Genomic DNA, 22487 nt, shown 5'->3' on the forward strand with positions numbered 1-22487 from the left:
CCGGCATGGCACCGATCATGTACGCAGCTGTCGGCTGGTCACGAGGAAGCCGTTCTCGTCGAGTCCGATGCCTGCCGAGCCGACGAGCAGCTCGGCCCCGATCGCGTCGGTGAGCTCAGCAACCCGGCTGCGCATCCGCCGGAATCGGCGCCCCTGGTTCGGCTGATAGCGCTTCGACTCGGTGTCCATCCAGTGCACGTGGTATTCGATCTGCGGGGCGTCGGTGTGGGCGGCGATGATCGGCGGAACCCACTCGGCCTCCATCACCCGGATCTCGAGGCTGCCGGCGGATTCGTCGATCTCGCCGAGCGGGACGAGCAGGGCATAGCCGTCGAGGATGACCGGGGCGGACGGGTCGAAGAGCGGATCGTCGATGCTCGCTTGGGCCAGCACATCCTCGTCGGGAGTGGGCAGGGCCTGCTGGAAGGCCTGTGGGGCATGGCGGCGCACGAAGTCGAGGACGACGGGCGGTTCCATCCAGTACGAGGAGTAGATGTAGAGGTCGATCTTCGCCTCGGGATCGGGGATGATCACCCGCGTCGGCAGTCCGGACTCGTCGGCCAGGCGCACGCCCGTGTGGAGGCGGGAGGCGACGGAGAGCATGAGGCTGAGCATCCGCTCCTCCTCCCGGTCCGGCATCCCAGCGGGAAAGGCCTCGTGGAGTCCGTCGGCGTCAGCGAACCAGTCCGGCGGCGGGGTCGGCTGCCGGTCCCGGGGGCAGTCGATGACGATGGCGTGCTGAGCCCAGTCGGGGACCTCGAGCGCGGCGGCATCGGAGGGATCGAGGGCGACCCCCGAGCTCAGCCGGGAGTGCCGGCTCAGTCGCATCTGCCCGTGCTCGTCGAGCACCGGGCGAAGGTCGGGCAGCTTGTTGTGGATGAGCGCGAGGACGTCGGAGACCTCGACCGCGTCATCGAGGAGGATGAGGTGGAAACCCCGCAGATCCGCCGAGGTGGCCGTGTCCTCGGGTGCGGACGGGTCACTGCCGTAGCCGGGCCGCCCCGTCGACGGCATTCCGCTCCGTCGCCGGCTCGCGGCCTGATCTTCGGGCCCCCGGGGCTCGGAGGCAGGGGGCTCGGGGGCAAGGACCTCGGGGGCAAGGGCGGCCGGGGCCGCGGGGCCGACCGGATCTCCGGTTGCACTCGGGACGCCCGAAGCCTGGGCGTCCGTCGCCGGGACACCCGAAGCCTGGGCGTCAGGATTCTGGTAGCGCGCGGCGTCGGCCTGTTCCCGGGCGGCGCGTTCAGCGGCTTCGCGTTGCAGCCGCAGTTCGCGGCGCGTGATCACATGTCCCTCCGGTAGAAGTTGAGATGCGAACGGGAGGCGGTCGGGCCGCGCTGACCCTGATAGCGGTTGCCCGTGGCCTGGGAACCGTAGGGATTCTCCGCCTCCGAGCTGAGTCGGAAGAAGCAGAGCTGGCCGATCTTCATTCCCGGCCACAAGGTGATCGGCAGGGTCGCGACGTTCGACAGCTCCAGCGTGACGTGGCCGCTGAAGCCGGGGTCGATGAATCCGGCCGTCGAATGGGTCAGCAGACCCAGACGCCCGAGCGATGACTTGCCCTCGAGCCGAGCGGCGACATCAACGGGCAGAGTCACGAGCTCATGGGTGGAGGCGAGGACGAATTCGCCAGGGTGGAGGACGAACGGCTCCCCCGGAGCGGCTTCGACGAAGCGGGTGAGTTCGGGCTGCTCGAGGCTCGGATCGATGACCGCGTACTTGTGGTTGTCGAAGAGCCGGAAGTAGCGGTCGAGACACACGTCGACGCTGGCCGGCTGGATCAGCGACGGGTCGTAGGGGTCGAGGGCGATGCGGCCGGAGTCGAGCTCGGCGCGGATGTCGCGGTCTGAAAGCAGAGTCACGTTTCCGATGGTAGTCGTTCCGGGCTTCGCACGCTCGCGAATGCATGATCCAGGCACACCGGCTCCACGGAAGATTCCGACCGACACGCCGAAACTATGTCACAAACTGATAACGATTTGCGGGAATTCTCCTGATTTTTACCAGTGTGTCTCCCCATAGCGGCGGATGAATGCTTTAGGGTAATGAGTTGTACGGACCCGCGCACGATGGTGCCTTCCCCTTCTTAAGCCAAGGAATGCCGGGAGTCCATCGTCTTTCGTGGGTAGACAACAATCGAAAGGCATTACTGTGAAGACCTCGCGTCTTGTGCTTGCCCCCGCAGTAGCCGTTGCATTGACAGGTCTTGCTGGCGCCCCGGCGTTCGCAGCGACAGAGTCCACCGCTTCGGTCCCTCAGCAACCGCTGTGCGCCCAGGGTGATCAGCAGTCATCGAGCAGCTCCGAATCGGATTCCTCGGTTCCCGACGAGTCGGACCCGCAGGCGACCCTTGCGCAGGCGCAGGTGACCCGCGCCGACATCGCTGACGACAAAAAGGGAATCGGCTTCTCCGGCACCGGATTCAGCCCGGACCAGAAGGCCACGGTGACCGTCATCGGCACCGATGGCACCGAATACTCTCCGGACAAGAAGCTCACGGTCGATGAGAAGGGCAAGGTGTCCGGCACCTACTTCTTCACCGTCACCGATGGTGCCAAGGTTCCTGCCGGCGAATACTCCCTCTACCTCACCGATCTCAAGTCCGAGAAGAAGTCCTCGAAGGTGACCTTCGAGGTCGTCTCCAAGGCCTCCGAGGTCGACGAACCGGGCACAGGCGACGACGACAAGTGCGAGTCGGCCACCGGTCCGATCAAGACTCCGGACGAGACTCCCAGCGAAACGGAGACCCCGGAGCCTTCGGAGACGAAGACCGAGGAGCCGACGACCAAGGCACCGACGACCGAGGCGCCCAAGCCTTCGGAGACGAAGACCGAGGACCCCACCACAAAGGCCCCGGAACCGACGGAGACCAAGACCGAGGAGCCCACCACCGAGGCGCCCAAGCCGAGCCCGTCTGAGACCGAGGAGCCGACGACCAAGGCGCCGAAGCCGACACCATCGGAGACGGACAAGGCCGACGAAGGCTCGGAAGAGGCTTCGGCCGCCGACGATGGCTCGGAAGAGGCTGCGGCCGACGGAGTGCAGCCAGGACCGGCCGAGGCCCCGACTGGAGACGAAGACTCAGAGGGATCGGACGACGCCAAGGATTCGGAAGCCGATCAGGCCGATGACGCCAAGGACGCCGACGCGGATGCATCTGATGACGCCAAGGACGCCGAGGACGAGGCTCCCGAGTCCACCGGTCCGGCCAGCCCCGGCACCGAGGACAAGAAGCCTGCCGCAGCCGCGCAGGCGTCCATGTTCATCAACCCGACCGAGGTCAGCTCCGAGGACTTCCTGAACGACGGCATCAAGATCGGCGTCAGCGGGGCTCAGCCCGGCGAGAAGGTCTCGATCACGGTCGAGCATGCCCAGGGCAAGGTCGACCGCTACACGATGACCAAGGAAGCCGATTCCGAAGGCAAGGTCACCTTCGGCGTCCAGGCCAAGGTCAAGGCCGTGCTCGGCACCTACAACGTGCGAGCCCAGGCCGAGAGCTTCGATGAGCCCCAGGGCGGAAGCTTCACCGTGCTCACCAACGGCACCGCCGTCGACGAAGGCGGAAACGGCAACGGCAGCGGCTCGAACGATTCGGGCAGCGACCTGCCTCGGACCGGTGCCGAGATGACCGGACTGGCACTCGGTGTCGGTCTCCTCGCCGTCGGTGCAGCAGCCGTCATCATCACCCGTCGGCGGATGAACGCCTCCGACGATCCCGCGGAGTTCTAAACCGCATTGAACGATGAATTGTCCCTCGCGGGGCTGCAGCTCGACGGACGCGAGATCGACCTCGGACGTCTGCGAGCAGGGACAATGCTCGGACTCATGGGCAGCCCGGACAGCACCACCTCTGTGGTGCTGTCCGCGGCGGCCCTGCCCCACGTCGCACCACCACCACGCTTCCCGACCGGACGCCGGTCGGGTCGCTTGCGTGTGCGCAACTGGATGAAGAGCTATCTTCGCGAAGCCGATGCCGGATCTGGGGAGGCGGCATCGGCAGCGGATCCATCAGCTGCGCTGACAGCATTCGGGCTGCGACCCGATGTTCTGCGCCGTCGCCTCGACGATCTTGATCCGACCGATCGTGCCCGCCTCGCCCTGGCTGCGGCCTGGGCGAGCGGCGCACAGTGGCTGACCCTCATCGACCCTTTCGGCACGGTCCCGGGCCATCTGCGCACCGGGCTGCGGAGTCGCTTCGCCGAACTCGTCGCCGGGGAGGGCCGCGGAGTCGTGTTCAGCTCGAATTCGCTGACCGACCACACCATCGCCGAGGCGGGGGTGGCGAACATCGAAAAGGACCAGCTCGTCGCGCTCGGTTCCCTGGAGCAGATCGTCACCGAACCGCGCGGTTCGCTGCCGGCCGAGCTCAGCGGGGTCAACGTCTATTCCGGGCTGGCCCGGAAGGGTTGGCTGTCCATCGGCCATTCGGCCGTGCGCGCCCGCACCGAACTCGACGGGAAGGTGTTCGTGACTCTTGGGTGGCGCGCCGCCCTCCTGTCACTGGACGAACACGACCCGGCGTTCACCTCGGCGACGGTGTTCGAAGCCATCGTCACCGGACTCCGTGATCGCGGTTCCTGCCTGCAGGCGAAGCTCTCACCGGTCGACACGGAGATGGGCCTCGCCCTCGACGTCGACCTGGCCGACCTCGCGGGCGCGCCGAGAACCCAGACGCCGGCCATCGGATTCGGGGTCCTGCATCCGGGACTCGGCACGACGATCACCGAACTGCGCACCAACGTCAAGGTCGGCACGCATGTCTTCGTCGAGGTCGACACCTCCGCCCTGCACGCCTACCCGGTTGAGTGACGGGCGGAAGATAGACTGAGAACTGCCCAGTCCCCCTTCAGTCCCCAACCGAATCAGGAGCGCCATGCGAACGTCGCGCAGACTTCTGATCTCAGCGCTGACGGTCATCGTCCTCACGGTCGCAGCGGTCCCCCTCCTCAACCTCACCGTCTACACGCCCGCCCGATCTGCCGAGGCCTACATCTCGGCGATCGAACACGGTAATGCGCAGAGTGCCTTCTCATACCTGTCCACGCCGACCCCGTCGTCGACCTTGGCGCTCAGCGACGACGTCCTCTCAGCGGCTCCCGATCTGCCGCGCGACCCCGAAGCCGAGACCGTCTCCGTCGACGGCGACCATGCGAAGGTCCGCCTCAGCTTCAACCTCTCCTCGCAGGAGCAGACCGTCGATCTCGATATGGTCCGCCTGCCTTCCAGCGCGGGACTCTTCAACCGATGGGCCATCGAACAGAATGAATGGCCGACGCTGACCCTGGACGTCTCCGGATCGTCGACGGCGACGGTCAACGGCTACGGAGTCAGCACGGGAAGTGTGCCGGTGCTGTTCCCGGCGAGCTACCTCGTCGGATTCGATGCGACGTATCTGAAGTCCAGATCCCAACGCGCCGAGGTGACCGCCCCCGGCGACTCCCACACCGTGAAGCTCTCGCCAGAGCCGACGGCCAAGCTCGAGCAGACCGTGGAAGAGCAGGTCACCGACCATCTGCAGGACTGCATGAAGTCGACGACCCTCATGCCGTCCGGCTGCGTCTTCGGCTACGACACGGACAACGAGATCATCGGTGATGTCTCGTGGTCGCTCGAGCGCAGTCCGCAGATCGGACTGACCTCGTCCGGCAATGATCTCGAACTCACCCCCTCGACGGTCGAGGTGAGGGTGAAGGGACGTTACCGGGACATCGTCACCGCTGCCGAACACGACTTCGACGAGAAGCTCTCCTTCGTCCTGGGCGGCTCAGTGGTCGTCAAGTCCTCACAGGTGAGCTTCGAGCCGCGCCGCCTCGGCGATGTCTCCATCGCCTGATCGACTGCGGCCCTCGCTCCGGTGGCCGAGCGCTCAGGCGCCCCGGAGGTCGAGGGTGAGTTCGTTCGGCGCCGAGTCCGCGAGCTCGACGGGGATTCCCCAGTCCTGCTGGTAGAGGTGGCAGGCCGCGTGCAGCGGGATCTCTCCCCCGGGCTCGCCATCGCAGGCGGCGGCCCGCGCAGTCACATGCAGCACTCCCTCGGCGAACTCGGGATCGATGACGATATCGCGGCTGAGCCCTTCGGCTCCGCCGGCTCCGGAGACGATGAGTTCCGGCGGCGTCGCAGACACCTGCAGGAACGTGGGGTCGCCCCAGCGGTCGTCGAGCTTCTGACCGGCCGGGACCGTGAAGCTCACGGTCAGCGACACCGGACCGGAGGCGATCTCGGTCGACGGGCGCTTCGTCGTCAGCGCGCCCTCGTCGACCTTCTGAGCGTCCTTGGGCAGCTTCACCCGAGTGAGCGCATGCGCCGCGGATTCGACGACGATGAGTTCGGCGTCGTCGGGGGTGCCCGCATTGTCGATGAGGACGATGTCCGAGGGTTCGCGCAGTCCGCGCGCCAGAGTCGTGACTTCCTCGGTCTTCGGGTCGAAGCGGCGGATCGCACCGTTGTAGGTGTCGGCGATCGCGACCGACCCGTCGGGCAGACTGCGCACGCCCAGCGGGTGCTGCAGGCGCGCCTCGGCGGCGGGCCCGTCACGGAAGCCGAAGTCGAAGAGACCGACGCCTACCAGTGAGGCCACCTCACCGGTTGCCGGGTCGAGGCGGCGGATCGCCGAGGTCTCGGAGTCGGCGACGAACACCTCGCCCTCGGGCCCGAGGTCGAGGCCGGAGGACTGAGCGAACCACGCAGACTCCCCATCGCCGTCGACCAGACCTTCGTTCATCGTGCCCGAGAGGATGCGGATCGTGCCGGCCTTCGGGTCGAAAGACCAGAGGGTGTGGTTGCCTGCCATCGCCACGACCACCTCGGCGGTGGAGGGGACGAAGAGGACATCCCACGGCGATGACAGCTTCACATCAAGGGCGGGCCCGTCATATCGTCCCAGCTCACCGGGCTTGCCGCGGACATTGTCGATGGCGCCGACCATGTGCTGCTCACCGGTGCCGGCGATCGTCGTGACCGTCTCGTTCGTCAGGTCGATTCCGCGCAGGGTGTGGTTGACGGTGTCGGCGACGACGAGCTGGTAGCCGACTTCGGCCGCCAGGTCGGCAGGCAGCACGGTGATGCCGCCGGGTTCGCTGAAGCTCGCCGAGGCGAAGTCGCCGTCGACGCGGCCGCGTTCACCGGTGCCGATGCGGCGGATGATCGTGGCCGCGTCGTCGTCGTATTCGACGAGGCTGTGGTGTCCGGAATCAGCGACGAAGAGGTGGCCCGAGGGCAGGCGAGTGGCCTTGCCCGGGTAGAACAGATCCGTCTCGGGGGCCGGCGGCGGAACGTAGGGGCCGTCGCCGGAATGGAGGGTGCCCTTGGCCGAGTGCTCCTCGATGAGGCTCTCGATGATCTCGGTGAGACCGGCTGCATGGCCCTCACCGGACATGGTCGCCACGAGGTAGCCTTCGGGGTCGATGACGGCCAAGGTCGGCCAGGCGCGAGCGGTGTACGCCTGCCAGGTGACGAGGTCGGGATCGTCCAGGACGAGGTGTTCGACCTGGTAGCGCTCCACGGCCTGGTCGACGGCTTCGACGGTGCGTTCGAACTCGAACTTCGGCGAGTGCACGCCGATGATGACGAGCTCCTTGGCGTACTTCTCCTCCAACGGGCGCAGTTCGTCGAGGACGTGGAGGCAGTTGATGCAGCAGAACGTCCAGAAGTCGAGGAGGACGACCTTTCCGCGCAGATCGGCCAGGGTCAGATCCTTGCCGCCGGAGTTCATCCACCGGCGACCGACGAGTTCGGGCGCACGGACCTTGACGTCCCGTGCCGAGGAGGTGGCTGACGCGGAGATATCTGGACTGCTGTTCATGGTTCTATGATCGCAGATCCTCCACCGAGGCGGCCTTCCCAACGTCATCAAGTGACGGTTCTCTCCCCCGCCCGGGAATGCGGCGGATGCCGAGTCGGCCCGTGCGGGTACGGAGGACCGGTCAGGAGTAGTCGCGGGCGCGGACGAGCGGTCAGGAGTAGTCGCGGGCGCCGAAGATGCTCGATCCGACGCGGACGATCGTCGCTCCTTCGGCGATGGCGAGTTCGAAGTCGCCGCTCATGCCCATCGACAGCTCGGTCGCCTCGGCGGGCATGACCCCTGATCCGCGCAGCGTCTCGCTGAGCTCGCGCAGGTCGGAGTAGCTGGGGCGGATCTCTTCGGGGCTGCTGCCGGGCAGTCCGATCGTCATGAGTCCGCGCAGCCGCATCCGGCCGAGTGCCCGGGTCGCGGTGATGAGCTCCTCGGCGTCTTCGGGTGCGACACCGAACTTCGAGTCCTCGCGGGAGGTGTTGACCTGGATGAAGTAGTCGACGGTCTCGTCGAGGACGTCGAGGCGGTTGTTGATCTTCTCGGCCAGCGGGAGGTTGTCGACGGACTGGATGCACTGAGCATGCCGCAGGGTGTGATTGACTTTGTTGCGCTGCAGCGGTCCGATGAGGTGGGTCTCGGGATCGAGGTCGGCGAGCGCCTCGGCCTTGCCGGTGATCTCCTGCACCTTGTTCTCGCCGATGAGCGTGAACCCGTGTTCGAGGGCGACGCGGATCTTCTCCGCCGGCTGCGTCTTCGTCGCCAGCAGCACGCGCACATCGTCCCCGCTGCGACCGCTCGCCTCGGCGGCGGCCCGGGCCCGATCAGCAACCTCGTCGAGGCTGCCGGTGATGGCGGCGATGTCGTCGGCGGACAGCGGGGAGGTGGAATCAGGCGTACTCATGACTCCAGTCTTGCATGAGCCGCACGAAGTTTCAGGTCGCCGAGGATGCTCCGGCGGCCGAGTCCCGCACCAGGTGTCGCGACGGGAACGGGCCCGCATCCGGGCCGGTCCACCTAGCCGGTCCACCGGGCCGGGAAACGAGTTGCGGACGATCCGTGTCGAAATCATTGTGGTTCTTCGACACGGATCGTCCGCAACTCGGTGCCGACTCGGCCCCGTTACAGTGCCTATTTCGGCAGACCCTCGGCGTTCGGGTCGATGTTCTTGATCAGGGCGGACGTGTCGAGTCCGCCGAGGTCTTCGTCGATGAGCTTCTGCAGCTGCGCGTGGACGAGGGCGGCGGCCGGGAGCTCGACACCCTGGGTCTCAGCACCGGCGAGGGCCAGGCCGACGTCCTTGTGCATGAGTGCGGTGGCGAAGCCGGGCTGGAACTCGTTGTTCGCTGCGGCCGTCGTCGTCACGCCCGGCACCGGGTACCACGTACGCAGCGGCCAGGAGTCACCGGAGGACACCTTCGCAATATCGTGGAAGACCTTCGGGTCGAGGCCGAAGCGATCGGCGAGCACGGCGCCTTCGACGACACCCTGGAGGCTGATCGACAGCATCATGTTGTTCACGATCTTCGCGGCCTGACCTGCGGCGTCACCACCGGCGTGGAAGATGTTGCCGGCCATCGCCTCGATGAAGGGGCGAGCCTCTTCGATGTCGGCGTCGGCACCGCCGAGCATGAACGTCAGGGTGCCGGCTTCGGCACCGGTGACTCCGCCGGAGACGGGTCCGTCGATGAGGCGGAAGCCTGCCTTCTTCGCCTCGGCATGGAGGAGACGAGCCGAATCGAAGTCGATCGTCGAGGAATCGACGAGGAGGGTCCTCTGGTCCGCGTTGGCCAGGACACCGTCGGGCTCGAGGTAGGCGGTGCGGGCGTGCTCACCTTTGGGCAGCATCGTGAAGACGATATCGGCACCGGCGACCGCCTCGGCGATGGAGTTCACGGGGTTCACCCCGTTCTTCGCGGCTGCGTCCACGGCTTCGGGGACGAGATCGAAACCATTGACGGTGTGACCGGCCCTGACCAGGTTCGCAGTCATCGGGCGGCCCATATTCCCCAGGCCAACCCATCCAATCGTCGACATAATATGCCTCCTCGCATCATGTTCAGCAACTCTTAGGTGTTCCCTCTCACAGTACGCCAGTCGATGGACGGAAGCCCGGCGGGCCGCCTCACCTATTCCGCACCGGTTATGTGCGCGGACGCAGATAGAATGGAGCCACTATGGCTTCCTATGCACCTGGCAGTTCAGGTCTGCAGATCGCTCCCGAGGATCTGCTGACTCTGCTCGCCGTCGCCCGACTGGGGAAGTTCACGGCCGCCGCGCACAGCCTCGGCCTCAACCACACGACCGTGTCCAGGCGCATCGCCGCGCTCGAGAAAGCGTACGGCGATCGCGTGCTCGTGGCTTCCCCCGACGGGTGGGAGCTCAGCGCCGCCGGGCGCCAGCTGCTGCCGATCGCCGAGGATATCGAGGCCGCGCTGGGCCGCATCGATGCGCATTCGAACTCGGCTCTGTCCGGGACGATCCGGCTGGCCTGTCCGCAGGCCTTCGCCCTTGAGTATGCCGTTCCGGCGCTCACTACACTGCAGGCGCAGCATCCGGGACTGCAGATCGAACTGATCACTGCCACGCAGCGGGCCAGGCAGTACCGGTCGGGTGTCGATATCGAGATCGTCGTCGGGCGTCCCGATGCCCCGCGGTCGATTGCCAAGCACATCCGCGACTACCGGCTCCAGCTCTATGCCTCGCAGGACTACATCTCCTCGCATCCGATGCCGCAGACGCTGGATGATCTGGCCGACCACCGGATGGTCTACTACATCGAGAATTCGCTGCGGGTCGATGATCTCGACGAGGCGGCCGATGCCCTTCCCCGTGGGGCAGGCTTCTTCCGGTCCACCTCGGTGCATGCGCATGTGCTCGCGACCTCGCACGGGGCCGGGATCGGCATCCTGCCGGACTTCCTCGCCCACGGCAATTCGCGCCTCGTGCAGGTGCTGCCGGAGCTGTTCTCCAAGAAAGTGTCCTATTGGGCCTCGGTCCGTCACGAGTCCCTGCGCAACGCCGGAGTCCGCAAAGTCCTAGAATCCCTCTAATTGCTACCTGACGGCGGCCCAGCAACCTGGCGCGAGGTTGCTGGGCCGCCGTCGGGTAGTCCTGGGAGGGGAGGGTGTGCTCGAGCGAGTCAGGCGGCGACCCAACCGCCGTCAATGCTGTGAGCGCTGCCGTTGATGACCGCGGCATGCTCCCCGGCCAGGAAGAGCGCAATGGCCGCGACATCCTCGGGCTCGGCGAGCTTGGGCACCGCGGAATGGCCGAGGAACACCTGCTCGAGGACCTCGTCCTCGCTGATGCCGTGCGTCTTCGCCTGGTCGGCGATCTGTCCCTTGACCAGGGGTGTGAGCACATAGCCGGGGTTGATCGCATTGCACGTCACTCCGTGCGGTCCGGCTTCGAGTGCGGTCGTCTTCGTCAGCCCCATCAGTCCGTGTTTGGCCGCGACGTAGGCGGACTTGTTCGCCGAGGCGCGCAGCCCGTGGACGGACGAGAGGTTGATGATGCGTCCCCAGCCGCGCTCGCACATCTTCGGCAGCACCGCTTTCGTGAGCACGAACGGTGCTTCGAGCATGAGCGTGTTGATCAGCCGCCAGTCCTCGAGCGGGAATTCCGTGATCGGGTGGATCCGCTGGATGCCGGCGTTGTTGACGAGGATGTCGACGTCGAGCTCGGTGCCGTCCAGCGCCGAGGTGTCCGCCAGGTTGACTGCCCACGCTTCGCCGCCGATGTCGTCGGCAACGGCCTGTGCCGCGTCAGCGTCGACGTCGGCGACGACGACGGACGCTCCGGCCTGCGCGAATGACTGAACGATCGCCTTGCCGAGACCGGATCCGCCGCCGGTGACGAGTGCGCGTTTGCTGGTGAGGTCTCCCATGAGATGTCCCTTTCGTGGTTCGGGTCTGTGGTCCGTGTCCATCTTCCACCGTGCGGAGGGTGAAGATTCATCGAGGTGCGCCGCGCGGCAGGCGAAGAGGCGGTGCCGGTCTTCACCGACACCGCCCCCGTCAGACATTGAGCCCCGACTTCAGCTGGCAGTGGCGACTCCGCGTCGCACCTTGTCTGCATGGTCGAGCGAGCGCAGGTCGATGCCCTTGGTCTCGCGGGTGAACATCAGAGCGATGAACGAGATGATCGCAGCGGCCAGCAGGTAGAGCGCGATCGGAACCGAGGATCCGAAGGCGTCGAGGAGCGCAGTGGCGATGATCGGCGCAAAGGATCCCGCCACGATGGCTGTCACCTGGTAGCCGGTCGACACCCCCGAGTTGCGCATGCGAGTCGGGAACATCTCGGACATGATCGCCGGCTGACCCGCATACATCAGCGCATGGAAGACCAGGCCGATGAGGAGGGCGAGGAAGATCATGACGGCGTTGCCGGTGTCATACATCGGGAAGGCGAAGAAGCCCCACGTCGCTGTCAGGATGATGCCCAAGGCGTAGGGCATCTTGCGTCCGATCCGGTCGGTGGCGGCGCCGACGAGCGGGACGAGGACTGCGTGGATCGCGTGAGCTCCGAGCAGGAGCCCGAGGATCTCGGCCGCTTCGATCTTCACCTGCGTGGCGAGGTAGGTGATCGAGAAGGTCACCACGAGGTAGTAGTGGATGTTCTCGACGAAACGCAGGCCCATTGCGGCGAAGACCTCACGCGGGTAGCGCTTGAACACGGCCTTGACGCCGTAGTCGACGCCTTCCTCGATCTCCTCGGCCTGAACCTCGTCGAAGATCGGCGCATCGGAGACGCGGGTGCGGATGTAGTAGCCGATGAGAACGATGACGGCCGAGAGCCAGAACGATACACGCCAACCCCACGACAGGAAGTGCTCTTCGGTCAGCGTTGCGGTGAGGACGAACAGAACACCGGTGGCGAGCAGGTTGCCCAAGGGAACGCCGGACTGCGGGAATGACGCCCAGAAGCCGCGTTCCTTGTTCGGAGCGTGCTCGGCCACGAGAAGGACCGCGCCACCCCATTCGCCTCCGACGGCGAAGCCTTGGACCACGCGCAGCAGCACGAGCAGGATCGGGGCGAGATAGCCGATCTGGTCGAAGGTCGGCAGGCAGCCCATGAGGAAGGTGGCCACACCGACGAGGACGATCGACAGCTGCAGCAGCTTCTTGCGTCCGTATTTGTCGCCGAAGTGACCGAAGACGATGCCGCCGATGGGACGAGCGATGAAGCCGACCGCATAGGTGGCGAAGCCGGCCAGGATCGGAGTCAGCGGATTGTCGGACGGCGGGAACAGGATGTGGTTGAACACCAGTGTGGCGGCCGAACCGTAGAGGAAGAACTCGTACCATTCGACGACCGTTCCGGCCATCGAGGCAGCGACGACCTTGCGCAGCTGGGCGCGAATCGACTTCCTCTCAGCATTGTTCTGAGAACTCATGGGACTCCTTCGTTTCCACAATCCGCGTCACCGTTGAATGCGCGAATCGACTTGCTCTGGCGCCGATCGGCTGACAGCTCGGGGCACTCAGACCGCATCGGCGCGGCCGGCGCCCCCCCCCTGCTTCAGCCCAGTGTTTCGGGCGCTTGGATATTTCTCATCCAAGGATCAGTGTGCGCCACGTTACAGAGTTTTTGGTCACGACCTGGCCATAATCCGAGAATTTCCGGTGCATATTCGTGCACAGCGGATGTGCAACTGATGTGCAGCCGGCAGATGCTGCTGCGGTCCGACCGCAAGGCCCATTGCGGCACGATCGGCTCTGCGTGACAAGCCGCCTCACACCCGCGACGAGTCCCCGCACCGAGGCGGCCCCGCAGGGCCGTGGTCCCCGCACCGTGGCGGCCCCTACCGCATCCGTGCCCCCGCACCGACCAACCAGAGAGGCCCCGAACTCACCGCCGGCGCGGAGGCGCCTTTGCGTCTCGCTCGGCCATCGAGGCGAGCATCGCATTGTAGGCACGCAGTTCGGCGTCGTCGGTGCGATCTTCGCTGCGGTCGATGCGCTTGGCTTCCCGGTCCGAGGACTTCGCCCACTGGACGCAGACCATGATCGCGATGAACAGGGTCGGGAACTCGCCGATGCCCCACGCGATGGAACCGCCGAGCTGCTGGTCATCGATCGCCGTATAGCCCCAACCTGCGCCGACGTTGCCGAACCAGTCTCCGGCGATCAGCACGTTCGAGCTCATGATCGAGATGCCGAAGAAGGCGTGGAAGGCCATCGTCACCAGCAGCATCACGAGCCGCATCGGGAAGACGGGGCGCTTGACGCCAGGGTCGATGCCGATGAGGGCCTGGGCGAACAGGTACCCGGCGCCGAGGAAGTGCGCGATCATCAGCTCGTGCCCGAGATGCGTATCGAGCGCGTAGTACATGATTCCCGAGTAGTAGAAGACGATCAGCGAACCCGCGAAGTTCACGCTCGCCACGATCGGGTGGGCGAAGAAGCGCAGATACGGGGTGTGGACGAGCCAGAGCACCCATTCGCGCAGGCCGACGGACCCGTCCGTGCGCGCCTTCGTCCCGCGCATGAGCATGGTGATCGGCGCGCCGAGCACGAGCGGCAGGGGTACGACCATGACCAGAAGCATGTGCTCGATCATGTGCGCGGAGAACTGCACCTCACCGTAGACGCGGGGTCCGCCCGAGGTGACGTAGACGAGGAAGACCATGCCCACCAGCCAGCTGACGAGGCGCAGCACCGGCCACCTGTCGCCGCGGCGGCGAAGGTTGATGAACGCCACGACGTAGGCGATCGAGAAGCCCACAGCGACCGCGATCCACAGCGGATCCATCGACCATTCGCTGAAATAGCGGGACAGGTCTGGCTTCGGCGGCAGCGGATCACCGGTGAGGATCTCGGCCGGGGTGGGGTCGCCCACCGGTTCCTGCGGCACCGGCGGCTGCGACCGGGCCAAAGCTACGGCCATGCCCATCGTGATTCCGAACAGGATGAATTCGACGGTGATGAGGCGCCAGAATTCCACCGTCGCCGAGGCGGCAGAGCCCAAACGCGAGATGACGAACTGACGGTGCCAGAATCCGATCAGACCGAGCAGTACGGTCGCGAACGCCTTCGCGAGGATGACCTGCCCGTAGGGGGTCATCAGGTCGTCGACGCCTTTCACGCGCAGGAGCGAATTGACGACTCCGGAGAAGACGATGAGACCGAAGGAGATGAGTGCGATCGTCGAATACCGTTCGATGATCGGCTTGAGGTTCTTCGAGGCGGCCAGGCGTGTTCCCAGCAGCGCAATGACGAAGAGCCCACCGAGCCAGAGGACCGCGCCGAGGATGTGCAGGCCGAGGCTGTTGACGGCCTGAGTGTGCCCGGAGGCCTCCGAGGAGTGGCCCATCAGGGCCAAGGGCAGGATCACGGCGACGCTGAGCACTCCGGCAACGGCGATGCCGACATGGGAGCGAGTGCCGAAGCACAGGGTCGAGGCGACGGCGATGAGGACGACGATGAGCACCCACAGCTGCCCGTAGGCGATCTGAGTGACGAAGACGCCGAGCTGATTCGAGAAATCGAGGTAGGCCTGGGCACCGACGGTGTCGACGAATGAGAAGACGAGCACGGCGACCGCGGACAGCGTCCACACGACCGACGAGTATTCGGCGATCCGAACCGCCCTCGTCCACAGCGGGTCGAGAGGCAGGTCGGCCACCGGGCCCTTGTGTCGGCGACCGCGACCGCCGGCTGTGCGCGGGAGGATGAGGACGGCGAACATGAGGGCACCGATGGTCAGCGACATCGCAGTGTTGAAGACGAACTTGGCTGCGGGAAGACCGAAGCGGACGACGGAGCCGGGGTCATTGAGCAGAGTGGGGTTGGCTGCTCCGGTGAAGAAGAGTGCGGCCAGACCGGCGATGAGTCCCAGGAAGACGACGATGGGGACCGCGGCACGTTGTACGAACCGTGTGATCGGCTCGAAAACTGAAGAACTCACTGCGCGCGGACCGCCCCTTCTGACATGACCCCAGGATATCGTTCGGCGTCGCCGCACTGCCAACCGGGAGATCCCTTCGTGGTCGAGATCTCGGGGAGCCGCCTCGGCGAGGGTGGACTTCGTCGTCGGGGACGACGATTCCTCCAGTTCGCCGGCGTTCTGAGACAGCAAATGGCCCGGATCAGACGATCCGGGCCATTTGATGCTGCTGCGTCGATCAGTTCGGGCTGCCTGCGGCGCCCTTAAGCTTCGAACCAGCGGACAGCTTCACGGAGTAGCCGGCCTTGATCTGGATCTCTTCACCGGTCTGCGGATTGCGACCCTTGCGAGCGGCACGCTCGGTGCGCTCAACGGAGAGCCAGCCGGGGATGGTGAGCTTTTCGCCCTTGGCCACGACGTCGGAGAAGACATCGAAGACACCATCGAGCACGTCCGAGACCTGCTTCTGGGTCAGGCCGGACTTCTCGGCGACTTCTGCAACGAGCTCACTGCGGTTCTTAGCCATAAAAGTGTCCTCCTTAGGACAAGTCGGTAGGTCACCGGTCCGTTTTTCCGATGACGAACTTCCTCGAGATTACCAGCTTGACTTAGTAACGCCGGGCAACTCGCCGTTGTGAGCCATTTCGCGGAAACGAACTCGGGAGAGTCCGAACTTCCGGAGGTAGCCACGCGGACGACCGTCGACCTGGTCACGGTTGCGAAGGCGAACCGGCGAAGCATCGCGGGGAAGCTTCTGCAGGGCGAGGCGTGCCTCTTCGCGCTGCTCGTCGGTGGAATCGGGGTGGGTCAGCTGACGCTTGAGAGTCGCGCGGCGCTCTGCATAACGTTCAACGATGACGCGACGCTGCTTGTCTTTTGCGATCTTTGACTTCTTAGCCATGTGCGCTCAGCGCTCCTCTCGGAAATCGACGTGCTTGCGGACTACGGGATCGTACTTCTTGAGCACGATGCGGTCCGGAGTGTTGCGGCGGTTCTTGCGGGTCACGTAGGTGTACCCGGTGCCGGCCGTCGACTTGAGCTTGATGATGGGACGAACATCCTGTGCCTTAGCCATCAGAGCTTCACTCCCTTGGCGATGAGTTCGTTGACCACAGCGTCGATTCCGCGAGCGTCGATGACCTTGATGCCCTTAGCGGACAAGGTCAGCGTGACGTTGCGGCGCAGCGACGGAACGTAGTAGCGCTTTTTCTGAATGTTCGGGTTGAAGCGGCGCTTCGTGCGGCGCTTCGAGTGGGACACGTTGTGTCCGAAACCGGGGACGGCCCCGGTTACCTGGCAGGTTGCTGCCATGTCTCTCCTCCAGTTCACAAGTTACCGACTCTCGAAACAAGCTCCTGCGGAATCACACGTGAGTGTTCTCCCCGCTCGCTTGCGCCGATGTCGGAAGACATCAACAAATTTTCTCGACTGTCACCGTGAAAATTGTGTACGCCGAAACAGGTCTGCCCGTTCGGGCGAGATGTCTCACCAGCGCTGAAGCCGTAGCCTGTGAGAGATGGCCGAAGCTGGAGTGCAGCGGTGGGTGAGCACCATGCGTGTCCTAACAGATCGATCGGTGACCTGCCTGCTACGACACAACAGAAATCAATCTTACTGAGACAGCGGGCCGGAGGGCAAATTCATCGCGGCTTCTGCAGCGGGGCCTTCATCACGGACTTCAGCCGCTCCGAGGTGGTTTCTGCGGCCTCCACCGACGCCGGGAGGGACTTTCACAGCTGAGGCCAAGCCAACTCGGTGATTTCCGCAGTAGGCTTTCGTCGGCAACGCGTCCTGTCGGCGATCCTGTTGAACGCCTGCTCGACTCGTGCCAAGGTTAGTAGATGATTGCCACCACATCTGGCATTCGGGAGGACTGATGAGCGACGTTCCACAGAGGCCGCGCATTCGTCCGGCGACGAGCGACGACTGGCACAAGGATTCTGGTGAATCCGCTGGTCAGAACCCGACGTACGGGAATGGAGCGGACCGATCGTCTGCCGATTTCGACAACTCGACCTACTACGAGTACCTCGAACGGCACACGGGGGAACAGTCGATCTCGAAAGCCCGCAGCGGCAATGTCTTCGCGCCTGCCGGACACTCACCATTCGATGATTCTCACCCTGCCGGCCCACATCAGTATGGAAATTCTCGGCAGGCTCAGTGGTCTGCCGGCAGTGGCGGCAGCGGCGCCGGCGACGACGTCGGCGGCTCGGCACAGAACGGACCGCAGACTCCTCCTCCACCGCAGTTTCCGCCCACCGCCCACAGCGAATCGTCGTCGGGCAATGGGCTGAAGATCACCGTCGTCATCATCGCCATCCTCATGATTCTGGCTCTGGTGGGATTCTTCGGCATCCGGTGGCTCGCTCCCTCGTCGGGAACCGTCCCCGTCGATGTCGGATCCAGTGAGCCGGAGAGCCCGTCACCCAGCCCGTCCGACGATCTGGTCCAACCGACGAAGAGCCCCGAACAGCAGCTCGACGCCTATACGGAGCAAGGCACGAAGAAGGCCGCTGACCTCGAAGGTCAGTGGGTGACCCAGGTGAGCGCGAAGAACGTCGGCCTCAAGGCCGACGGGAAGACATGGTCGGCGCAGGACATCCTCAACGAGTACGAAGCAAATAAGATCAAGTATCCGGGCGCGATCCTCATCCACAGCGGCGATTGGGCCTCGTACAAGGACGGCAGCTACTGGGTCACGGTCGTCGACACCGGCTACAGCGACCCGGAACAGGCGCTCGACCAGTGCCGTTCGTGGGGCCTCGACCGCAACCACTGCATCGCCAAGCGCCTCGTCAAGGACGGCAGCCCCAAGGACAACAGCGCCTACCTCGACGGATAGACCCGCCAGTCGGGTTCGCCCCGCGCATGCAGATCGGCTCCGCCAATGCGCATGGAGATCCTCACCGTTCTGCCATTCGCTCACGGCCCAGTCTGAGGCAGATAGCCCAGATTTGAAGTTGGGCTGTCTGACTCAGACTGGGCTGCGGCCAGAACTAGGGACAGAAAGAACGCCCCGGCCCCGCACCATGCGAGACCGGGACGCTCAGGCCAGCAGCGCCGACGGACAGCCGACACCAGGGTGTAACCTCAGGCCAACATCAGGGTCGGGTCCTCCAGACCCCGTCCGACGTCGGCGAGGAACTTCGAGATGATCTCGCCATCGACGACACGGTGATCGGCGCTGACCGACAGCGTGGTGATCTCACGCGGAACGATCTCGTCGCCCACCACCCACGGCTTCTTCCGCACCTGCCCGAACGCGAGGATCGCGGCCTCACCCGGATTGATGATCGGCGTACCCGCATCGACTCCGAAGACGCCGACGTTCGTGATCGTGATCGTGCCCCCGGCCTGATCAGCCGGCGGTGTCTTGCCCGACCGCGCCAGAGCGGTGAGATCCTGAATGCCCTGTGCCAGTTCGCTCAGACCCATAGCCTGCGCGTTCTTGATGTTCGGCACGATGAGTCCGCGCGGGGTGGCGGCCGCGATGCCGAGATTGACGTACTTCTTCACGACGATCTCGTCGCCTTCGAGGCACGAGTTGATCCGCGGATTGCGTCCCACGGCCCACGCCACGGCCTTGGCGACGATGAGCAGCGGCGAGACCTTCACATCCTCGCCGAGGAATTTCGTCGACTTCAGCCGGCGGACCATCGCCATCGTCTCGGTGACGTCGACGTCGAGGAACTCGGTGACGTGCGGCATGGTGAATGCCGAATCGACCATGGCCTTGGCCATCATCTTCGTCACGCCCTTGAACGGGATCCGCTCTTCGAGCGCTGCCTGATCACTCGCCGAGGCGGCCGCTGGTGCCGTGGCACCCGTGGTCGGCGCGGCCGTCCGGTTGGCGGCGGCGTGCACATCGTCGCGCGTGACGTCTCCGCGGGGACCGGTCGGGGTCACCTGGGACAGGTCGACACCGAGATCTTTCGCAAGCTTCCGCACGGGCGGCTTCGCCAGCGGCTTGCCCGGTGAGGCAGGAGCCGATGCGGGCTGTGCTTGAGCCGCCGAAGCCGCAGCAGGAGCCGCTGCCGGTGCAGGCGGCGCAGCAGGTGCAGGCGGCGCGGCCGGTGCAGGTGCCGAAGCCGCTGGTGCCGGTGCGTCCGCGACCGGGGCCTGCGCAGCCGACGCTGCGGGAGCAGCGCCTGCGGCAGGGGCTGGGACGGGAGCGCCCTTGCGCGGACGACGCTTCGACGACGCCTCCTTCGCTCCGTAACCGACGAGGGTGGCTCCGCCGTCGGCATCACCGGAGGCATCGGCCGATTCCTCGGCCGAACCGGAAGTCGGCGCACTGGCGGAGGCGGGAGCCGCCTCGGCGCCGGAATCATCTCCGCCGAAGCGGATGATCGGGGTGCCGACCTCGATGGTCTGGCCCTCATCGACCAGGAGGGCACCGACGGTGCCGGCCTGCGGGCTGGGCAGCTCGACGAGCGACTTCGCGGTCTCGATCTCGACGAGGATCTGGTTGACGGTGACGGTGTCGCCGGGGGCGACCTTCCACGCGACGATGTCGGCCTCGGTCAGGCCCTCACCGACGTCGGGAAGAGGAAATTCGAATGACATTCTTGACTCTCCTCGAAATCAGTAGGACAGGGCCCGATCGACACCATCGAAGATGCGATCGAGGTCGGGCAGGTAGTGCTCTTCCATCCGCGAACCGGGGTACGGGGTGTGGTAGCCGCCGACCCGGATGACCGGGGCTTCGAGGTTGAAGAAGCAGCGTTCGGTGATGCGCGCGGCGATCTCCGAACCCAGCCCCAAGAAGGTCGGTGCCTCGTGGGCGACGACCAGTCGGCCGGTCTTCGTCACGGACTTCTCGATCGCGGTGAAGTCGATCGGGTTGAGACTGCGCAGGTCGATGAGTTCGACGCTCTTGCCCTCCTCGGCGGCCGCAGTGACCACGTCCTGCGCCGTCGGGACCAACGGCCCGTAGGCGACGAGGGTGACATCGGTGCCTTCGGACACGACGCGGGCGTCGTGCATGCCCAGCTCGCCGCGAACGGAGGTGTCGACGTCCCCGCGCATCCAGTAGCGACGCTTGGGTTCGAAGAACATCACCGGATCTTCGCTCTTGATCGCGTCCTGGATCATCCAGTACGCGTCATGAGCGTTCGCCGGGGAGACGAGCCGCAGTCCCGCGTGGTGGGCGAACACCGTCTCGGGGCTCTCCGAGTGGTGCTCGGGTGAACCGATGCCGCCGCCGTAGGGCACGCGGATGACCAGGGGGATGTTCTCCTTGCCCAGGGTGCGGTTGTACAGCTTCGCCACCTGAGTGACGATCTGGTCGTATGCCGGGAAGATGAACGCGTCGAACTGGATCTCGATGACGGGACGGTAGCCGCGGATGGCCATGCCGATCGAGGTGCCGACGATGCCGGACTCGGCCAGCGGGGCATCGATGACGCGCTGCGGGCCGAAGTCCTTCTGCAGACCTTCGGTGACGCGGAAGACACCGCCGAGTTTGCCGATGTCCTCACCGATGAGGACGACCTTCGGGTCGTCCTCCATGGCCTTGCGCATTCCGGCGGTGATCGCCTTCGAGAGGGGAAGTTTCTCCATCAGGCCTCACCCGCATCGGCGAACGAGGCCTGGTATGCCAGGAATTCGGCACGTTCCTCGTCGACGAGGGAGTGGGGTTCCGCGGTGACGTGCGCGAACATCTCGACGCCGTCGGGGTTCTCCATGGTCATGCAGTTGTGGCGGATGCGGGCGGCCAGGGTGTCGGCCTCGGCGTCCACCTCGGCGAAGAACTCGTCGCTGGTCTCGGTGTGCTTGTCCAGGTACGCCTTGAGGCGGGTGATCGGGTCGCGGTCCTCCCAGATCTCCTCTTCGGCCTTGTCCCGGTACTTCGTCGGATCATCGGCCGTGGTGTGGGCGCCGCGACGGTAGGTGAAGGCTTCGATGAGCATCGGACCGTGGCCCGCGCGCACGGAATCGAGGCTGGCACGGGCGACGGAGTACATCGCGATGATGTCGTTGCCGTCGACGCGGATGCCAGGGACTCCGAATCCTTCGCCGCGGGTCGACAGCGGGGCTGCGGACTGGACGTGAGTCGGTTCGGAGATGGCCCACTGGTTGTTCTGGCAGAAGAACAGGACCGGGGCGTGGAAGGCCCCGGCGAAGGTCAGCGCCTCGGAGACATCGCCCTGCGAGGTCGCACCGTCGCCGAAGCAGGCGATGGAGACGGTGTCGCGTTCGATGTCGCCGGTGCCGACGTCACCGTCCATGGAGATGCCCATGGCGTAGCCGGTGGCGTGCAGGGCCTGCGAGCCGATGACGATGGTGTAGGTGTGGAACCGGTGCTCCTGCGGATCCCAGCCGCCGTGGTTCTGACCGCGGAAGATCGACAGCAGGGTTTCGGGTTCGACGCCGCGGGTGTAGGCGAGGCCGTGTTCGCGGTAGGTGGGGAAGACGAAGTCTTGGGGGCGAGCGGCTCGTCCCATGCCGATCTGGGCCGCTTCCTGCCCGAACAGAGGTGCCCACAGGCCCAACTGTCCCTGACGCTGCAGGGCAGCTCCTTCGGCATCGATGCGGCGAACCAGGACCATATCCCGGTAGAAGCCGCGCAGATCCTCATCGGTGAGTTCTGCGGCGAAGGCGTCGTACTCACCGGACTCGACGCGATTTCCGTCTTCGGTGAGCATCTGGATCATTCTGGGCTCCGAGGACTGACTGTGGGCAGCACCGGTTCCCACTGAAATGTTGGAGGTCATTTCAGTTCTCCTTTGTTCGAGGTCCATCTTCACCGGAGGTGACCAGTGGTGGACCGTGTCCGTCGGGCAGGCCCTCGGATGTGAGAACT

Annotated in this window: 20 protein-coding genes; 5 read left to right on the forward strand and 15 right to left on the reverse strand. The window is 65.4% G+C overall.

The window, feature by feature from the left end; all coding sequences use genetic code 11:
• Positions 1 to 15: 15 nt before the first annotated feature.
• Positions 16 to 1287, reverse strand: coding sequence for a hypothetical protein (locus HF684_RS17630; RefSeq protein WP_248279022.1), 1272 nt, complete (start codon positions 1285 to 1287; stop codon positions 16 to 18).
• Positions 1284 to 1862 carry a dCTP deaminase gene (gene dcd / locus HF684_RS17635; RefSeq protein ID WP_127365097.1) on the reverse strand — a complete coding sequence of 193 codons (579 nt, stop codon included), beginning with the start codon at positions 1860 to 1862 and terminating at the stop codon, positions 1284 to 1286. The genes HF684_RS17630 and dcd overlap by 4 nt, the downstream gene beginning before the upstream one ends.
• Before the next feature lie 289 nt (positions 1863 to 2151).
• Here dcd and HF684_RS17640 point away from each other — a divergent pair, with 289 nt between their 5' ends.
• The 3 genes from HF684_RS17640 (at position 2152) to HF684_RS17650 (ending at position 5833) form a co-directional block, all read left to right on the forward strand.
• Positions 2152 to 3729 carry an LPXTG cell wall anchor domain-containing protein gene (locus HF684_RS17640; protein ID WP_169253544.1) on the forward strand — a complete coding sequence of 526 codons (1578 nt, stop codon included), beginning with the start codon at positions 2152 to 2154 and terminating at the stop codon, positions 3727 to 3729.
• 6 nt (positions 3730 to 3735) lie between these two features.
• Positions 3736 to 4809: an ABC transporter gene (locus HF684_RS17645; RefSeq protein WP_169253545.1), complete on the forward strand. Its 1074-nt coding sequence runs from the start codon at positions 3736 to 3738 to the stop codon at positions 4807 to 4809.
• Between the two features lie 64 nt (positions 4810 to 4873).
• Entirely contained in the window at positions 4874 to 5833 is a 960-nt protein-coding gene (locus HF684_RS17650; protein WP_169253546.1) for a hypothetical protein, read from the forward strand.
• Between the two features lie 33 nt (positions 5834 to 5866).
• Here the strand turns inward: HF684_RS17650 and HF684_RS17655 are convergent, their stop codons facing one another.
• From HF684_RS17655 to mmsB, 3 genes are all read right to left on the reverse strand, one after another.
• Positions 5867 to 7801 (reverse strand): NHL domain-containing thioredoxin family protein, encoded by a 1935-nt coding sequence (locus tag HF684_RS17655; RefSeq protein ID WP_169253547.1) that lies wholly within the window; start codon positions 7799 to 7801, stop codon positions 5867 to 5869.
• A 151-nt stretch (positions 7802 to 7952) separates the two neighbouring features.
• A complete protein-coding gene (locus HF684_RS17660; protein WP_169253548.1) occupies positions 7953 to 8693 on the reverse strand; it encodes a YggS family pyridoxal phosphate-dependent enzyme in 741 nt (246 codons plus the stop codon).
• Positions 8694 to 8920: 227 nt separating this feature from the next.
• Positions 8921 to 9826: a 3-hydroxyisobutyrate dehydrogenase gene (gene mmsB, locus HF684_RS17665; protein WP_169253549.1), complete on the reverse strand. Its 906-nt coding sequence runs from the start codon at positions 9824 to 9826 to the stop codon at positions 8921 to 8923.
• A 140-nt stretch (positions 9827 to 9966) separates the two neighbouring features.
• Here mmsB and HF684_RS17670 point away from each other — a divergent pair, with 140 nt between their 5' ends.
• Positions 9967 to 10842 (forward strand): LysR family transcriptional regulator, encoded by an 876-nt coding sequence (locus tag HF684_RS17670; RefSeq protein ID WP_169253550.1) that lies wholly within the window; start codon positions 9967 to 9969, stop codon positions 10840 to 10842.
• A gap of 89 nt (positions 10843 to 10931) precedes the next feature.
• Here the strand turns inward: HF684_RS17670 and HF684_RS17675 are convergent, their stop codons facing one another.
• From HF684_RS17675 to rpmB, 7 genes are all read right to left on the reverse strand, one after another.
• The gene (locus HF684_RS17675; protein ID WP_169253551.1) at positions 10932 to 11678 is read right to left on the reverse strand and encodes a 3-hydroxybutyrate dehydrogenase; all 747 of its coding nucleotides are present in this window, start codon (positions 11676 to 11678) and stop codon (positions 10932 to 10934) included.
• Between the two features lie 150 nt (positions 11679 to 11828).
• Positions 11829 to 13187: an MFS transporter gene (locus HF684_RS17680; protein ID WP_282433911.1), complete on the reverse strand. Its 1359-nt coding sequence runs from the start codon at positions 13185 to 13187 to the stop codon at positions 11829 to 11831.
• Between the two features lie 455 nt (positions 13188 to 13642).
• Positions 13643 to 15700, reverse strand: coding sequence for a cytochrome c oxidase assembly protein (locus HF684_RS17685; RefSeq protein ID WP_169253552.1), 2058 nt, complete (start codon positions 15698 to 15700; stop codon positions 13643 to 13645).
• 217 nt (positions 15701 to 15917) lie between these two features.
• Positions 15918 to 16205: an HU family DNA-binding protein gene (locus tag HF684_RS17690; RefSeq protein WP_025779153.1), complete on the reverse strand. Its 288-nt coding sequence runs from the start codon at positions 16203 to 16205 to the stop codon at positions 15918 to 15920.
• 69 nt (positions 16206 to 16274) lie between these two features.
• Positions 16275 to 16580, reverse strand: coding sequence for a 30S ribosomal protein S14 (gene rpsN, locus HF684_RS17695; protein WP_169253553.1), 306 nt, complete (start codon positions 16578 to 16580; stop codon positions 16275 to 16277).
• Between the two features lie 6 nt (positions 16581 to 16586).
• The gene (gene rpmG / locus HF684_RS17700; RefSeq protein ID WP_197678224.1) at positions 16587 to 16757 is read right to left on the reverse strand and encodes a 50S ribosomal protein L33; all 171 of its coding nucleotides are present in this window, start codon (positions 16755 to 16757) and stop codon (positions 16587 to 16589) included.
• Positions 16754 to 16990, reverse strand: coding sequence for a 50S ribosomal protein L28 (gene rpmB, locus HF684_RS17705; RefSeq protein WP_025779147.1), 237 nt, complete (start codon positions 16988 to 16990; stop codon positions 16754 to 16756). The genes rpmG and rpmB overlap by 4 nt, the downstream gene beginning before the upstream one ends.
• Before the next feature lie 565 nt (positions 16991 to 17555).
• Here rpmB and HF684_RS17710 point away from each other — a divergent pair.
• Positions 17556 to 18524, forward strand: coding sequence for a protein kinase (locus HF684_RS17710; RefSeq protein WP_169253554.1), 969 nt, complete (start codon positions 17556 to 17558; stop codon positions 18522 to 18524).
• 248 nt (positions 18525 to 18772) lie between these two features.
• Here the strand turns inward: HF684_RS17710 and HF684_RS17715 are convergent, their stop codons facing one another.
• From HF684_RS17715 to pdhA, 3 genes are read right to left on the reverse strand one after another with little or no spacing between them, the layout of a single operon-like run.
• On the reverse strand, positions 18773 to 20248 hold the full coding sequence (locus HF684_RS17715) for a dihydrolipoamide acetyltransferase family protein (RefSeq protein ID WP_169253555.1): 1476 nt from the start codon (positions 20246 to 20248) through the stop codon (positions 18773 to 18775).
• A gap of 18 nt (positions 20249 to 20266) precedes the next feature.
• Positions 20267 to 21244 (reverse strand): alpha-ketoacid dehydrogenase subunit beta, encoded by a 978-nt coding sequence (locus tag HF684_RS17720; RefSeq protein ID WP_169253556.1) that lies wholly within the window; start codon positions 21242 to 21244, stop codon positions 20267 to 20269.
• Positions 21244 to 22398 (reverse strand): pyruvate dehydrogenase (acetyl-transferring) E1 component subunit alpha, encoded by a 1155-nt coding sequence (gene pdhA / locus HF684_RS17725; RefSeq protein ID WP_169253557.1) that lies wholly within the window; start codon positions 22396 to 22398, stop codon positions 21244 to 21246. Before pdhA ends, HF684_RS17720 begins: the two co-directional genes overlap by 1 nt.
• Between the last annotated feature and the right edge of the window lie 89 nt (positions 22399 to 22487).

The organism is Brevibacterium sp. 'Marine', from assembly GCF_012844365.1.
In the GTDB taxonomy this organism is placed as follows: Bacteria; Actinomycetota; Actinomycetes; order Actinomycetales; family Brevibacteriaceae; genus Brevibacterium.

Coding starts and splice junctions, on each gene's coding strand:
- HF684_RS17650 (WP_169253546.1), top strand. CDS start 4,874: ATGCGAACGTCGCGCAGACTTCTGATCTCAGCGCTGACGGTCATCGTC.
- HF684_RS17655 (WP_169253547.1), bottom strand. CDS start 7,801: ATGAACAGCAGTCCAGATATCTCCGCGTCAGCCACCTCCTCGGCACGG.
- HF684_RS17660 (WP_169253548.1), bottom strand. CDS start 8,693: ATGAGTACGCCTGATTCCACCTCCCCGCTGTCCGCCGACGACATCGCC.
- mmsB (WP_169253549.1), bottom strand. CDS start 9,826: ATGTCGACGATTGGATGGGTTGGCCTGGGGAATATGGGCCGCCCGATG.
- HF684_RS17670 (WP_169253550.1), top strand. CDS start 9,967: ATGGCTTCCTATGCACCTGGCAGTTCAGGTCTGCAGATCGCTCCCGAG.
- HF684_RS17675 (WP_169253551.1), bottom strand. CDS start 11,678: ATGGGAGACCTCACCAGCAAACGCGCACTCGTCACCGGCGGCGGATCC.
- HF684_RS17680 (WP_282433911.1), bottom strand. CDS start 13,187: ATGAGTTCTCAGAACAATGCTGAGAGGAAGTCGATTCGCGCCCAGCTG.
- HF684_RS17690 (WP_025779153.1), bottom strand. CDS start 16,205: ATGGCTAAGAACCGCAGTGAGCTCGTTGCAGAAGTCGCCGAGAAGTCC.
- rpsN (WP_169253553.1), bottom strand. CDS start 16,580: ATGGCTAAGAAGTCAAAGATCGCAAAAGACAAGCAGCGTCGCGTCATC.
- rpmB (WP_025779147.1), bottom strand. CDS start 16,990: ATGGCAGCAACCTGCCAGGTAACCGGGGCCGTCCCCGGTTTCGGACAC.
- HF684_RS17710 (WP_169253554.1), top strand. CDS start 17,556: ATGAGCGACGTTCCACAGAGGCCGCGCATTCGTCCGGCGACGAGCGAC.
- HF684_RS17715 (WP_169253555.1), bottom strand. CDS start 20,248: ATGTCATTCGAATTTCCTCTTCCCGACGTCGGTGAGGGCCTGACCGAG.
- HF684_RS17720 (WP_169253556.1), bottom strand. CDS start 21,244: ATGGAGAAACTTCCCCTCTCGAAGGCGATCACCGCCGGAATGCGCAAG.
- pdhA (WP_169253557.1), bottom strand. CDS start 22,398: ATGACCTCCAACATTTCAGTGGGAACCGGTGCTGCCCACAGTCAGTCC.